Annotated in this window: 11 protein-coding genes, 2 tRNA genes and 1 pseudogene; 7 read left to right on the top strand and 7 right to left on the bottom strand. The window is 62.9% G+C overall.

Annotated elements, in window-relative coordinates; all coding sequences use genetic code 11:
* Nucleotides 1–9 precede the first annotated feature (9 nt).
* Entirely contained in the window at nucleotides 10–621 is a 612-nt protein-coding gene (locus BW971_RS11785; protein ID WP_076479723.1) for a PPA1309 family protein, read from the bottom strand.
* Between the two features lie 143 nt (nucleotides 622–764).
* Between BW971_RS11785 and BW971_RS11780 the strand changes: the two genes are divergently transcribed.
* Together BW971_RS11780 and BW971_RS11775 are read left to right on the top strand one after the other, a co-directional pair.
* The gene (locus BW971_RS11780; RefSeq protein WP_076479878.1) at nucleotides 765–3758 is read left to right on the top strand and encodes a UPF0182 family protein; all 2994 of its coding nucleotides are present in this window, start codon (nucleotides 765–767) and stop codon (nucleotides 3756–3758) included.
* Between the two features lie 101 nt (nucleotides 3759–3859).
* Nucleotides 3860–3936 (top strand) — tRNA-Met (locus BW971_RS11775).
* A gap of 110 nt (nucleotides 3937–4046) precedes the next feature.
* On the opposite strand, the gene BW971_RS11770 is transcribed toward BW971_RS11775, so the two are convergent.
* Both BW971_RS11770 and BW971_RS11765 read right to left on the bottom strand, forming a co-directional pair.
* Nucleotides 4047–4406: a DoxX family protein gene (locus BW971_RS11770; protein WP_076479721.1), complete on the bottom strand. Its 360-nt coding sequence runs from the start codon at nucleotides 4404–4406 to the stop codon at nucleotides 4047–4049.
* A complete protein-coding gene (locus BW971_RS11765) occupies nucleotides 4403–5002 on the bottom strand; it encodes a TetR/AcrR family transcriptional regulator (RefSeq protein WP_076479719.1) in 600 nt (199 codons plus the stop codon). The genes BW971_RS11770 and BW971_RS11765 overlap by 4 nt, the downstream gene beginning before the upstream one ends.
* Nucleotides 5003–5128: 126 nt before the next feature.
* Between BW971_RS11765 and BW971_RS11760 the strand changes: the two genes are divergently transcribed.
* The 3 genes from BW971_RS11760 to BW971_RS22255 all read left to right on the top strand — a co-directional run bounded on the left by BW971_RS11760 (nucleotide 5129) and on the right by BW971_RS22255 (nucleotide 6646).
* Nucleotides 5129–5205: transfer RNA gene (locus tag BW971_RS11760), tRNA-Met, on the top strand.
* 648 nt (nucleotides 5206–5853) lie between these two features.
* Nucleotides 5854–6312, top strand: coding sequence for a hypothetical protein (locus BW971_RS21185; protein ID WP_143690325.1), 459 nt, complete (start codon nucleotides 5854–5856; stop codon nucleotides 6310–6312).
* 205 nt (nucleotides 6313–6517) lie between these two features.
* Nucleotides 6518–6646 carry an HNH endonuclease gene (locus BW971_RS22255; RefSeq protein WP_143690324.1) on the top strand — a complete coding sequence of 43 codons (129 nt, stop codon included), beginning with the start codon at nucleotides 6518–6520 and terminating at the stop codon, nucleotides 6644–6646.
* A gap of 356 nt (nucleotides 6647–7002) precedes the next feature.
* Here the strand turns inward: BW971_RS22255 and BW971_RS11755 are convergent.
* The 4 genes and pseudogenes from BW971_RS11755 to BW971_RS11745 all read right to left on the bottom strand — a co-directional run bounded on the left by BW971_RS11755 (nucleotide 7003) and on the right by BW971_RS11745 (nucleotide 10480).
* Nucleotides 7003–8073: pseudogene (locus BW971_RS11755) on the bottom strand (IS110 family RNA-guided transposase).
* Between the two features lie 320 nt (nucleotides 8074–8393).
* A complete protein-coding gene (locus BW971_RS21485) occupies nucleotides 8394–8546 on the bottom strand; it encodes a hypothetical protein (protein ID WP_159441855.1) in 153 nt (50 codons plus the stop codon).
* A gap of 168 nt (nucleotides 8547–8714) precedes the next feature.
* Nucleotides 8715–9215 carry a hypothetical protein gene (locus BW971_RS11750; protein ID WP_083709811.1) on the bottom strand — a complete coding sequence of 167 codons (501 nt, stop codon included), beginning with the start codon at nucleotides 9213–9215 and terminating at the stop codon, nucleotides 8715–8717.
* The gene (locus BW971_RS11745) at nucleotides 9212–10480 is read right to left on the bottom strand and encodes a molybdopterin-dependent oxidoreductase (RefSeq protein WP_234974381.1); all 1269 of its coding nucleotides are present in this window, start codon (nucleotides 10478–10480) and stop codon (nucleotides 9212–9214) included. Before BW971_RS11745 ends, BW971_RS11750 begins: the two co-directional genes overlap by 4 nt.
* Before the next feature lie 839 nt (nucleotides 10481–11319).
* On the opposite strand from BW971_RS11745, the gene BW971_RS21480 reads away from it, so the two are divergent.
* Together BW971_RS21480 and BW971_RS11740 are read left to right on the top strand one after the other, a co-directional pair.
* Complete coding sequence (locus BW971_RS21480; RefSeq protein ID WP_234974371.1) at nucleotides 11320–11718, top strand: hypothetical protein; 399 nt, start codon at nucleotides 11320–11322, stop codon at nucleotides 11716–11718.
* Nucleotides 11645–13021 (top strand): NAD-dependent succinate-semialdehyde dehydrogenase, encoded by a 1377-nt coding sequence (locus BW971_RS11740; RefSeq protein WP_076479717.1) that lies wholly within the window; start codon nucleotides 11645–11647, stop codon nucleotides 13019–13021. Before BW971_RS21480 ends, BW971_RS11740 begins: the two co-directional genes overlap by 74 nt.
* The last annotated feature ends 55 nt before the right edge of the window (nucleotides 13022–13076 follow it).

Here is a 13076-nt window from a genome sequence, read left to right as displayed (position 1 = left end):
GGGACGGTCTCAGAACTCGTCGGGGTCGTTCTCCAGCGTCGTCGCCAGGGCCTGGACCAGGCCGGGGGCGAGTTCGGGATGCTGCAGGAGCTCGATCGGGGCGTCGGGGTCGTCGCCGGGCGGCGGCTGCAGCTGCAACAGGCACAGGTTGCGACCGTCGCGCAGGGCACCGGCGGCCAACCGTGCGACGCGACCGTCCGGGTGTTCCTTGGCCAGTGAGATGGCGGCCCGGTCGGCGGCATCCGGGTCGTCGGCCAACAGCGGCTCGAAGGCGTCGTCGAGGTCGTCCTCGGCCTCCGGCGGCAACACGATGATCTCCTGCACCAGCGCACAACCGGCCACCGCTGCCGGCCAACTGGTGGTGGCCAACACGTGCTCGAGTTCGCCGAGCCCGCTGTCGGCGGCCACCGGCAACTGCTCCTGCGCGATGACCGTCAGCTCGGAGCCGTCATCGAGGCTGTCGGCGAGCTCGGGCTGACTCTGCGCGAGCATCGCGGTGGGGACCAGGGCGAACAAGGCGGCCGGTTGGCCCCAGCCCTCGGCGTCGACGTATTCGACGGCCTCGCGGATGGCGGCGCCCAGCGCGTCCGGAGACAGTTCGGTGCCAAAGGGATCGGTCACCGGGCAATCCTGTCATCCTCGCGGTCACCACGACAGCCGGGATGATGGTCGGTGCCCGTGTGGACACGGCACGCATCAGTAAAGTGACCGTCAACAGGGCCGGTATGTCGGTCTGGCCGACAGACGTGTGGGAGAAGACGAACGTGGGAGTACGTGGGCCGGCAGGGATGCCGACGCTGTCGCGCCGCGGCAAGATCCTGATCAGCATCGCCGTGGTGGTCCTGGTGGTGTTGCTGGTGGGGCCGCGGTTCATCGGGCTGTACACCGACTGGCTGTGGTTCGACGACATCGGCTACCGGAACGTGTTCAGCACCATCCTGTGGACGCGGATCCTGCTGTTCCTGGTGGCGGCGGTGATCAGTGCGGGCATCTTCTTCGCGGGGATGGCGCTGGCATACCGGTCGCGTCCCGTGTTCGTTCCGACGTCCGGGGCGGGTGACCCGATCGCCCGGTATCGCGCGGTGGTGATGGCACGGATCCGCTGGTTCGCGATCATCCCGCCGGCATTCGTCGGTCTGATCTCCGGACTGGTCGCCCAGGGTTCGTGGGCGACCGTGCAGACCTACCTGCACGGGACCAGCTTCGGTCAGAAGGATCCACAGTTCGGCATCGACGTGGGTTTCTTCGCCTTCGATCTGCCGTTCTACCGCTTCATCATCAACTTCCTGTTCGTGATCCTGGTGATCACCTTCTTGGTGAACGCGTTGACGCACTACATCTTCGGCGGCATCCGACTGGCCGGCCGGGCGGGTGCACTGACCACCGCGACCCGCATTCAACTAGGGGTCATCGCCGGACTGTTCGTGCTGCTCAAAGCGGTTGCGTACTGGTTCGACCGCTACACACTGTTGTCGAGCACCCGTAAGCAGGACATCTTCACCGGCATGGGGTACACCGATGCCCACGCGGTGTTGCCGTCCAAGCTGATCCTGATGGCCATCGCCATCATCTGCGCGCTCGCGTTCTTCGCGGGCATCGTGCTGCGCGATCTACGGGTGCCCGCCCTGGCGACGGTGCTGATGCTGCTCTCGGCGTTGGTGATCGGTGTGGGATGGCCGCTGATCATGGAGCAGTTCTCGGTGAAGCCGAACGCCGCGCAGAAGGAGAGCGAATACATCCAGCGGAACATCAACGCGACCAGGCTCGCGTATGGCATCGGGGACCAGAAGGTCACCTACGACCGCAACTGGACCGCCGAACCAACCGATCCGGCAGTGGTCAACGACGACACCGCGACCCTGTCCAACATCCGCCTGCTGGACCCCAATGTCATCGAGCCCGCCTTCACCCAGAGGCAGAAGCTCAAGAACTTCTACGGGTTCCCTTCGCAGCTGGCGGTGGACCGTTACACCGTCAACGGGCAGGAGCGCGACTTCGTGGTCGCCGCGCGCGAACTCGATCCGTCCAAGTTCGACGCCAATCAGCAGAACTGGCTGAACAAGCACACCGTGTTCACCCACGGCAACGGTTTCATCGCGGCGCCGGCGAACACCGTCGACGAGGCATCGTCGGATGCCGAGAGCGACCGCGGTGGCCTCCCGGTGTTCGAGGTCAGCGACCTGGAGAACTACCGGACGGCGGACTACCAGAAGACCGCGCCCATCAAGGTCACCCAGCCGCGCATCTACTTCGGCGAACTGATCTCCAAGGTGAACCCGGACTACGCGATCGTCGGATCAACCAACGGTGATCAGAAGGAGTACGACCAGGACGGTGCCAGCTTCACCTACAACGGTGGTGGCGGAGTGTCGTTGGGTAACTGGTTCAACCGGCTCGCCTATTCGGTGAAGTACACCGAACGCAACATCCTGTTGTCCGGTGCCATCAACCGAAATTCGAAGATCCTCTACAACCGGGACCCCCGCGACCGGGTCAAGAAGGCGGCGCCGTGGCTGACGGTGGACTCGAAGACCTACCCCGCGGTGATGGCGGACGGGTCCATCAAGTGGATCGTCGACGGGTACACCACGCTCGACAACTACCCGTACGCGCAGAAGACCTCGCTGCAGAACGTCACCACCGACGCGCAGGAACTCAACCAGGGGCAGACGGGGCGGACCCAGACCAATCGCGAGGTGTCCTACGTCCGCAATTCGGTGAAGGCCACCGTGGATGCCTACACGGGCAAGGTCACGCTGTATCAGTTCGACGACACCGACCCGGTGTTGAAGACCTGGATGAAGGTCTTCCCTGGGACAGTGAAATCGAAGGCGGAGTTCAACGCGGATCAGTCGTTGCGATCGCACATCCGGTACCCGGAGGACCTGTTCAAGATCCAGCGTGCGCTCCTCTCGAAGTACCATGTCAACGATCCGGGAACGTTCTTCCGTAGCAACGACTTCTGGTCGATCCCGGCCGATCCGACCAAGGACGACGCGACCGCGCAGGGCCTCAATCAGCCGCCCTACTACCTGATGGCGGCGGATCCGAAGACGCTGCAGCCCAGCTTCCAGCTCACCACCGTCATGAACGGCTTGAACAGCGGCTACCTGGCCGCCTACATGACGGCCTCCTCCGACCCGGACAACTACGGCCAGATCACCGTGAAGGCGTTGCCCACCACCAAGCAGACGGTCGGGCCGAGGCAGGCGCAGGAGAACATGAAGAGCGCCGGGCCCGTCGCATCCGACCGGAAACAGGTGGAGGACACCACTCGGGTCACGTACGGCAACCTGCTCACCCTTCCGGTGGGGCGCAACGGGATCCTGTACGTGGAGCCGATGTACACCCAGGCCAAGACCGATGATGCGGCGATCCCCAAGTTGTATCGGGTGCTGGTCTACTACAACGGGAACGTGGGGTACGCCTCAACGGTGGCCGGGGCCTTGCAGCAGGTGGGTATCAGTTCTGCGGCGGCGACCAAACCGGATCAGGACAACAGTTCCGGTCAGCAACAACAGCCCACGACCCAGCAACCGACCACCCAGCAGCCGTCGCAAGCGGGGACCACGACCCCGCCGTCATCGACGCAGAATTCGACCGTTCAACAGCAACGCGATGCGGCGGTGACGGCCATCGGCAAGGCGCTCGACGACCTCAAGACCGCACAGTCGAGCGGGGATCTGGGCAAGATCGGTGCCGCGATCTCCGAACTCGACAGGGCGCGGAATCAGTACGAGGCCGTTCCGACCAGCTGATCGGCTCCCCGGGCATATTCACAGTTCAGCGGGTGTGTCCGGGGCCACGCTGAGGCGATTTGCGTCTGTTGTGGGCGTCTGTGTAACGTTGCGTTCACCAACGCGGGGTGGAGCAGCTCGGTAGCTCGCTGGGCTCATAACCCAGAGGTCGCAGGTTCGAATCCTGTCCCCGCTACCACTCGAGAAGGATCCCGGTTCGCGCTCAACGCGGGCCGGGATTTTTCGTCGGAGCGACCGTCGATGTCGTCTTGTGCGGCGACGACGTGATCGCACTCGGTGCCGGCTGACTCACACGGCGTAAGAGATCACCAGGACACCGACTGCGAGGGCCAGAAAACCCAGGCAATTGAGCCAGAATTCCGACCCGAGGAAACGGGCCCGGATGTGCGCGTAGACAGCACATCCGAAGTAGCAGATGACGCCGACATTGGCGGTGAGACCGACACCCTCGTACCTCAACCCGGCGAGCAGTCCGGCCACGGCCAGCAGTTTGATCACGATCAGCGTCCACCACCAGTCGCGGGGAAGACCGACGCCGCTCAGACAACCGCGGATGAATGCGGGAGGGTGCATCGACATCACCGCGTCGATGAGCAAGACCGCTGCGAGGATGGCGGTCGGCCACCACAGGTCGGGCACATCGGTCATGACAACTCCTCGTGATCGGTGATGAGGCTGACGACGTCGCGGAACTGCGCGCGCCCGGACTCGTCGGACACCGCGCCGTTCGAGACGGTCATCAGGATGCCGAGGTAGGCGAGGTATATCGCCGCCGCTCGTCTGCCGGCGGAGGTCTCATCGACACCGGAGCGGACGAGCACTTGGTGGACCTCGCCGACCAGCGTGAGGCCGAGCTGCCGAAAAATCGTGGTGTCGTGGTCGCCACGGACGATGACCGCGGCGTATTCGCGGGATAGCTCGATGTCGCGTGCGAAATGGTCGACGAACGGTTCGAACAACGCGATGACGTCGTCGGGTAGGTCCGCAGATGGCATGTCGCCGAACGTCTCCGCGCGACTGCGGTGCACTGCTGCGATCCAGCTGTCGTAGATCGCGACCAGCAGTGCGTCCTTGTCGCCGACGGCCATCACGCTGCCTGCGCTGACCTCGGCCTTCGACGCGATCTGCCGCACCGTGGTCGCGGCGAAACCCTGTGAACGGAACAGGCTGTCTGCCGCGTCGAGCACCCGTCGTCGGGTCGCCTCCTTCTGGTCGACGCGCGACTGAACGTGTTCACTGAACATGTTCAGGACAATATCACCAGGTCGGTGTCCCGCGCCAACACCTGCCGAGAAGGGCCGGTGAACCCGATCGCGTCACCTCTGGCCGGACCTGTAAGCTCAACAGGTCCGACGCGGTCGGACCACCGACGCGGGGTGGAGCAGCTCGGTAGCTCGCTGGGCTCATAACCCAGAGGTCGCAGGTTCGAATCCTGTCCCCGCTACCAAATAGGAATGGTTGGAACCACGGTCCTCAGGGACCGTGGTTCTTTCTTTTTCCCACGGTAGGCGACCCCTGGGGCGTTCGACGCCATCACGACAGGTCGACGGTTGGTTGTGGCGTGCCGGCGTGCGTACGAAGGCAGGTCGCGCGGTACTTTGTGGCCCGTTTTGTCGGCACCTGTGACCTCTGGGACCGCTTCGGTCGACCTCTGCGCGGTGCTGAGGACACTGGTTTGGATTGGGTCATCCAGGGGTGTTTCCGTTCGGTCCTCAGGGTGTGCACGAGATCTGGATCGGCCAGCAACACGAATTCTGGTTGGCGGTCGCTGGCGATAATCTGATCGTCGTAGACGAAGAGTCGCTCGAAGACCGCTTGGTTCAGATCCCTGCGTCGGTCATCTGAGGCACTCTCGTCGTGCCAATGGACCTCAGTGACGAGGAAGACCAAGACGTGTTAAACAAGTCAGTTCAGAACGGCAATCAGCGTTACGGAATAAGGATCGCAAAATCTACACGTTTCAGCCGGATGGCAGGGGTGGTTATCATGGATACCCGGAGGAGCACACGCGGGACGTACCCAATGATGTTCTGAGACAATTCCGAGACAGCGGAGACATCTCCAACTCTGAGTACAACAGGCTTACCAAGGGGAAATGACGCCCGCAACGGTCGCACTGCGGCTTGAAGTGCGCGGTTCGCGGCACCCTGGAGGTCAGCACCCAGACTGGTTCGACGATGTCGTGCTCGTGGCGTACACCGTCCATCCTAATCGCGAACAGATTCTATTACGCGGCAATTTAGAACTGCAGCCAATGTTGGAATGGTTGCGCGACTGCGAGCAACAAATCAGGCAGCAACGTCCTTTGACTACGCAACGAGCGGGCGAAACAATAGGCCAGACGCTAGCTCGCTCATACGACGCAATAGGGGATAATCTGCCTCGGGATGACATCGACATCGCCTCCGAAGCTCTTTATCAATACAACGCGCATCACAACTTGTCAGTCGGCGCTCCGGGAATGAATAGTGTTCCACGACTTCTGCTCGGGCTGGGATCCGATGGAACAGAAATCGCCAATTCGATTACTGACATATCATCCGAATCTGCATGACGCTACGTGTTTAACGCGGATGAATTTTTCAAGACGTTGCCAACGCTTCCGAACGCTAGCGTGAACGACGTCTGACCGTGAACCATGTCGGGAAGGTTGGCCTCCCCGTTGGAACTGCCAAACTCCGCGGCTTGTCGACACGAGTTCGCGACCACCGCACACTCAACGGCTAAATCCAAAGTCCAACCACATGTAATCGCCACATGTGTCTGGCGCGGTAAGAACAACTCTCGATGACTTGATACTGCTCTGCGCCAACTGCCATGTCATGACTCATCGCGGCGCGACATGGAAGACGCCAGATGAACTACGCGACCTTGTCGACAGCGAATGACGGGACGTCTAGGGCGGAGGTAGACACCATCATAGTGCCGCCACGAGTCGACCCAAGTGACAGCTGATATGTAGCGACTTCCTGTGAAGGGGCAGGGTGAGGCGCCCGTCCCGGATGGTGGGGGCGGGCGCCTCTGCTTCGTTGACGTGATCGGTGGTGAGCGTGTCGTCGGTGACGCGCGGTCAGACTGATATGCGCGGGTTGATTGCCGCAGGACGGGGTGTTCGGCAGGAGCAGACCGCGTGTCTAGGATCGAGCGTCGCCCGACAGGGTCGGACTGCTCATAGCTGTTTCGCGGGTCGTTCCACGCGCTGCTTCCACCACGGTGGTCGACGAAGCGGCTTGTGGGGGTGTGACTACTCTTCGAGCACGGCCAGCGACCAGCACCAATCGGCCAGCTCGCGGGCGATCGCGACGTTGGCGACCACGTGGCGCTTGCGGCGCTCGCGGAAGAGGTTCCAGCGGCTGTGCAGTCGCCGGTTGCCGGCGTCGCCGCGGGTACGAGCAGCTGGTGAGGCGAGTTCCCAACGGTCGCGCGTGGTCTTGCCGACCACGTAGCGGGCACGGTGGTGCCAGGTGGCCTCGACGAGCAGCCTGCGGATGTGGGTGTTGCCGGTCTTGGTGATCGAGCCCTGCACCCGTGATGCGCCCGAGGAGTACTCCGAGGGAACCAAGCCGACGAAGGAGCCGATGTGTTGCTGGTGAACCGGTTCCAGTCGCCAAGTTCGACGGCGAGTGCGAGTGCGGTCAGGTTGGTGACTCCGCGCAGGCAGCCCAGTCGCCGAACGATCGGGGTGAACTCGCTGTCCGCGGCCATGACTGCGATCGCGTCGCCGAGCCGGTCACGGCGGGCCTTGACGGTGAGCACGGCGTCGTAGTCGGACTCGAAGGTCATCTGCAATGCCGGTGAATCGAACCGCTGACGACGCAGCCATGCCTGCTGGACCGTCGTCCACGCCTGGCCACCGGAGCAGACGATGCCCTGGCGCAGCAAGAGCTTCGACAACCGGGGACGGGCACGCATCAGGTCACCGCGCGCGTCCCCACGAGCACGGATCAGGTCGCGTGCGTGCTCCTGATCGACACTGCGACGAATTCGTCCAACCGGAGCAGGCGGGCCAGGTGTACTGCGTCCTTGGCGTCGGTCTTGACCCCATCACCACGGGGTCGCTAGAGCTTCGATGGCGCGACGACCTCGCACCGGGTCCCGGCTGCGGTCGGCGACTGCGACAGCCCGAACCCTGGTTGGGCCAGCCTCATAGGCCACCGCAACCGGCCCGGGAAGGTCACCGGGCCAGGATCGGATGTGCTCGTGTGATGGGGTCAGTCTGGTCTGGATGAGCTCGCCCGTGACGCCGTCGATCGCTGCTGCAACGACCGATCGTGCATGCACGTAGAGGCCCCACGCTCGTACGCTCGGTGAACACCGGGGCCTCCCACGAATGTCGGGATGTACCGAGCAGTCGACCCCTGCTCGGTACCCACGAATCTTGTGAATGAGGCCCCGGCCCGCAACCCCGTCACAGCGACCGTGCCGCTACGTACCGTCTAGGCGGCGGCCTGATCTGGTCATCGCATTCCAGACTGCATCAGCGGCAGCCAAGGAAGCGGAAGCTGACCGGGCACGCGCCGAGGCCAAAGCCGACGAGAAGCGCCAGCAGTCACACCAGGATCACTGAGGCCAAGTGTCATGGAGGGGGCCCGGCGGCGGTCGCTCGCCGGGCGCCTTCTGCATCATTCGTCAGGCTTATTCTTTGCGCTCAATGATGCGCTGGACCTGCTTGTCTCTGGCGAAGATGTACGAGCCGACTTCGCCGTCGTCGGTAATGCCCTCGATGTGGGCGCCGTCGGGCTCCCAGGTGATGTAATCACCCTCCCACGCGCACAAGAGTCCCGTCATCCGGGACGATCCTGTCGCCATCTGTGAGATCTGATATTGATACTGCCTCTGTGCGTGGAGATTCGGCCATCCCTTCACCGTTGCCTGCGGTTTCGATAGTGGTCGATGTTCGGTAGCGTCAGCTGGCCCAGTGAAGGCACGTGCTCCGTCGACTTCACGACGAGGTAATTACAGTTCGGCCGTTGGATCCTTGGCTGCGGTGTACCGGTCTCGTAGGAGTTTCATCGAGTAGGCAACGGCAGCGGTGACGAAGAACCCGGCGGTGAGCCACAGCCATCGCGCCAGATAAGGGTCTTGGGTCTGGCCAGTTGCGGCTTTGTACGCCAGCCCGCCTTGTCGGATGATGCCGGGCAGGAAGATCAGAAACGTCAGAGCGGTGGCTATGGCAGGCAGGCGAACATAGTTGCCTACGGAGTGTTGCGCCCTCGGATGTTGACCATTGTTGCGGTGCAGGATTCGATCCGCTAAAGCGTAGACGGGGAACGCGACGAGATCGTGCGCGACGATGGCGGCAACGAACCAGACGGCGATTGATTGCCACCACGAGGCGGGGTTCCAGAGTGCCGCGGGTTTCATCGTTGCCACGGCAGCCACCAGTGCGGCGAAGCCTGCAGTGAGTGTCAGCAGGTGCCACGGTGAGGAGCCATAGATTCGGGCGAATCGTGTCATAGGGCGTCCTCGAATTCGATCATGGTGACCCATTTGGTGTTGTGCACCCCGGGTAGAGCCGGAATGATGATCCGTGCCGGAAACCCGTGATCGAGTGAGAGATCTTGGCCGTTGACCTGCAGCGCCAGCAACGCGTCCGAGTCGTGAATCTGGTTTGCCTGCAGTGTCGCCTGGTTGAAGGAGCCAACGCGTTCAAGCGACGTCACACGGGTGCGGTGAGGGCTTGGCGTTCCCGCCATCCGCGCGAGGTCACGCAAGCGAACCCCGGTCCATGTTTGGGTGGTTGACCATCCCTCGACACATGCGATCGGCAATCGCGCTGTGTGCTGCGGCATTCCGGCAAGAGTTGCGCGGTCAAGCTTTATCGGGGCAGAACGGTTGCCGTGCACCGTGAGTGTCCAATTGCTTCCGGTCGTCGCTGGGTCGATGCCGGCCGCACGTGCGGTTCGATTGATTTGGAAGTCATTGGGTCCGGAACCGCTGTCTCGGCCGCGGGGGAGGAGAATCGCGAACTGGCGGGTCACACCGCCGATGGTTTGTCCGACTGTCAATGCGGCTATCAGAACAGCCCCGCCACCGACCACTCCGAGTGCGCCGCGGCGACTGATGGTCGCAGGACTGGGATCGGCTGCTACCAGACCGTCTGTGTCCGTAGGTTCTGGGTGCGTGTCGACTGTTCTAGTACGCGCCACCGCCCGCAGCGACATAGTTTTCAAAGACGACGCCATACGCGGAATCTTGAACGCGATGTGGACGATGAACCCGATGAGGAAAACCCACGCACCCCAGTAATGGGCGGTGTAGAAGTCGAATCCGAATATGTAGTCGTATTGGATGTTGAGGACGCCGGTCACGATTTCGAAGAGGATCCCGCCGACTAGCATCAGCAGTGAGAGCCGTTCGAGGAGCTGCGCGGTCGACCGCGCTGGTGGCCATGCGAACAACCGTGGAATGACCGACCACAGTTTCGCGATGACGACGGGGATGAGGATCAATCCCAGTCCGACGTGTAGTCCCTGTGTCAATCGGTACAACCATGACGGGTTGGTGGGCCAGTCGAAGTCGGGGAGTCTGAACCACCCGACGTGTGCAGGCATGGCTTGGCCGAACTGGGGTGAATACGCGCTGTAGGACAGCAGCCCCGTCACAATCACCACAGGCAAGGTGATCAGGAGGACGAGGCCGAAGACTGACGTCAACCATGGGCCGCGAAGCGGGCTGCGCCACCTGATCCGTCCCACACCCGGCGGCGGGTGCGCAGCAATCCACCGCCACAACCCACTGGGGAATCCGTACCGGTGAAAGCCTAGCGTCTGTGTCGAACGTGCGCGGCTGCCGTCGCCACGATCGTTACGGCCGGTTGGAGGGTTCTCCTGCGTCATTGGCGCGCCCGTCGTTGCGAACGTGCAGACATTTTCGTCGAACTTGTCGCGGCACGATTACCGGCGGTGCGCTCTCCGTCGAGGCGCATTCCGATGAGGTCATGCTCTTGGGGTCGTACGACAACCGACGAGCGGGACGCAGCGTGGGTGCTGATGGGACCAAGCAAATGGCGGGCCATCATTTCTCATCGACCTCCTGAGCAGCGAAGAGCTGTGCCTCGCTCAGGGCCTTAACGAGGGAACATCTGTTGGTAGCGACCGTACGAGATCCATGCCACCGACGCCACCGTCAAGCAGCATCGACTGGAAACGACCATCGCTCGCGCGCGGTTGATGTCGCCGCCGCAACCGCCGAGTCCCCACCTGACCATACAGTCCATCACCCGTGGTGGCGTACACGCGCTACCACGGTGTCAGCGGGCGAGAGTGAACACGATGACCCCGATGGCCGTGGCTGCGAACAGGATGGCTATGGCCGCGACGACAGCGATGGGAATGAGCAGTGGCCACTCACCAGCCGTCAACAGGGCCGGCCGGGTGCCGGGGGGGGGTGGCCACTGAACGACAATCGTGGAACACTGAGTGGGCGGAGAGGTTGAGGATCTGCCATCCGCATTCGACTGTTCCGGTCAACGAAGAGCTGCCATCAACAGTCGTAAATATGTTGCGGTGAAGCATTGTTGAGCTGGCCGCTCTCCCTCGCGTCTCAGGTGGTGACGGACATGAAGGCCCGCCCCTCGCAGCGACACGATCAACCTGTCGGCTGGCTGGAGCCGACCACTGAACTGCCGAGCCACGCGGTTATGGGCACGGAAGCGTTCGACAAAATCGAGCGCATAGCCCGCGAGACGACAATGCACGCCAATCACAGCTGGTTGGCGTTCGACGCCGACGGACTTCTCGTTGACTGGCAGGACATCGACTCCGACACCTGGGCGAACAACACCACACCTCAACAGTGTGTACACGTGTTCGCCGGGGGCGCCAATCGCCATTGTTGCAACGTCGTTGAGCAACAATGGCTCTTCCTGACGAAAGAGACACCACATGAGTTCGTATGTGACATTCAACCCCGCGACCGGCCGCACTCAGCGCGAGTTCGACTCGCTGACCGACAGTGACGTAGATGCGGTGCTCTCGCGGTCCGCGAGGGCGTTCGTTTCGTGGCGGGCGCTGGACCCGACTGCGCGGGCGTCCGCGTTGCGTCGCACGGCCGAGATCTACGAGGAGCGATCCGACGAGCTCGCCCAGGCCATCACCACCGAGATGGGTAAACCACTCGCGGAATCGGAGGGCGAGGTGAGACTGGCCGCGTCGATCTACCGCTGGTACGCCGACCACGGTCCCGATCTGCTCGCCGACGAGCCGCTGGACCCGCAAGGCGCCCAGGAGTCGATTGTGCAGACCGTGCCGGTGGGACCGCTGGTGGGAGTGATGCCGTGGAATTTCCCGTATTACCAAGTAGCCCGCTTCGTGGCTCCCAATCTGATGGCCGGCAACACGATCATCCTCAAGCACGCGGGTATCTGCGCGGCGTCGTCGGCGTTGATGGCCGAGATACTGCACGACGCCGGGGTGCCCGAGGACGCATACATCAACGTCTACGCCAGCTCGGATCAGGTCGCGGACATGATCGCCGATCCTCGAGTGCATGGAGTCTCGCTCACCGGCAGCGAAAAGGCCGGGGCGTCGGTCGCCGAGACCGCGGCACGCAACCTCACAAAGGCGGTCCTCGAACTGGGTGGTTCGGACCCGTTCATCGTGCTCAGCACCGACGACGTCGCCTCGGTCGCGCAGACGGCGGCCACTGCCCGCCTGTCGAACACCGGTCAGGCATGCAACTCGCCCAAGCGGTTCATCGTGCTGGACAAGTACTACGACGATTTCCTGACAGAGGTGGTGAAGGCATTCGAGGCGGTCACCATCGGCGACCCGGCTGACTCCGACACCGACCTCGGCCCACTATCGTCGGTCGATGCGCGCGACACCGTCGTCGACCAGGTTCGTACTGCTGTCGATCAGGGTGCGACCCTGCACATCGGCGGCTCACCGCTCGACGGAGACGGTGCCTTCATGCGGCCTGCAGTACTCACCGAAATCACCCCAGAGATGGACGCGTACTCCGAGGAGATATTCGGTCCGGTGGCCATGATCTACCGGGCGGAGTCCGTCGATGACGCCGTCCGGCTCGCCAATGACGTCTCGTTCGGACTCAGTGGTTCGGTGTGGGGTTCCGATCTCCAGACTGCACAGGCTGTGGCCGACCGACTCGAGGTCGGCATGGCGTATGTGAACGAGCACGGCACCACCCTGCCAGGGCTGCCGTTCGGCGGCGTCAAGCGCTCAGGCTTCGGCCGCGAGTTGGGGCGTTGGGGCATGGGCGAATTCGTCAACACCAAGCTACGCAGAACGTCGAAGGCGTGACAGTACGGCAACAGCTGTGGATTCCGTGGGGCTGGGACTCAATGGGGCAGTGATC

This window comes from Williamsia sterculiae, assembly GCF_900156495.1.
GTDB classification, from domain to species: Bacteria; Actinomycetota; Actinomycetes; order Mycobacteriales; family Mycobacteriaceae; genus Williamsia_B; species Williamsia_B sterculiae.
Note: the sequence above shows the minus strand (reverse complement) of the source record. Positions and strands in the feature narration are given on the sequence as shown.

Coding starts and splice junctions, on each gene's coding strand:
- BW971_RS11770 (WP_076479721.1), bottom strand. CDS start 4,406: ATGACCGATGTGCCCGACCTGTGGTGGCCGACCGCCATCCTCGCAGCG.
- BW971_RS21485 (WP_159441855.1), bottom strand. CDS start 8,546: ATGACGGGACTCTTGTGCGCGTGGGAGGGTGATTACATCACCTGGGAG.
- BW971_RS11765 (WP_076479719.1), bottom strand. CDS start 5,002: ATGTTCAGTGAACACGTTCAGTCGCGCGTCGACCAGAAGGAGGCGACC.
- BW971_RS21185 (WP_143690325.1), top strand. CDS start 5,854: ATGACGCCCGCAACGGTCGCACTGCGGCTTGAAGTGCGCGGTTCGCGG.
- BW971_RS11750 (WP_083709811.1), bottom strand. CDS start 9,215: ATGACACGATTCGCCCGAATCTATGGCTCCTCACCGTGGCACCTGCTG.
- BW971_RS21480 (WP_234974371.1), top strand. CDS start 11,320: ATGAAGGCCCGCCCCTCGCAGCGACACGATCAACCTGTCGGCTGGCTG.
- BW971_RS11740 (WP_076479717.1), top strand. CDS start 11,645: ATGAGTTCGTATGTGACATTCAACCCCGCGACCGGCCGCACTCAGCGC.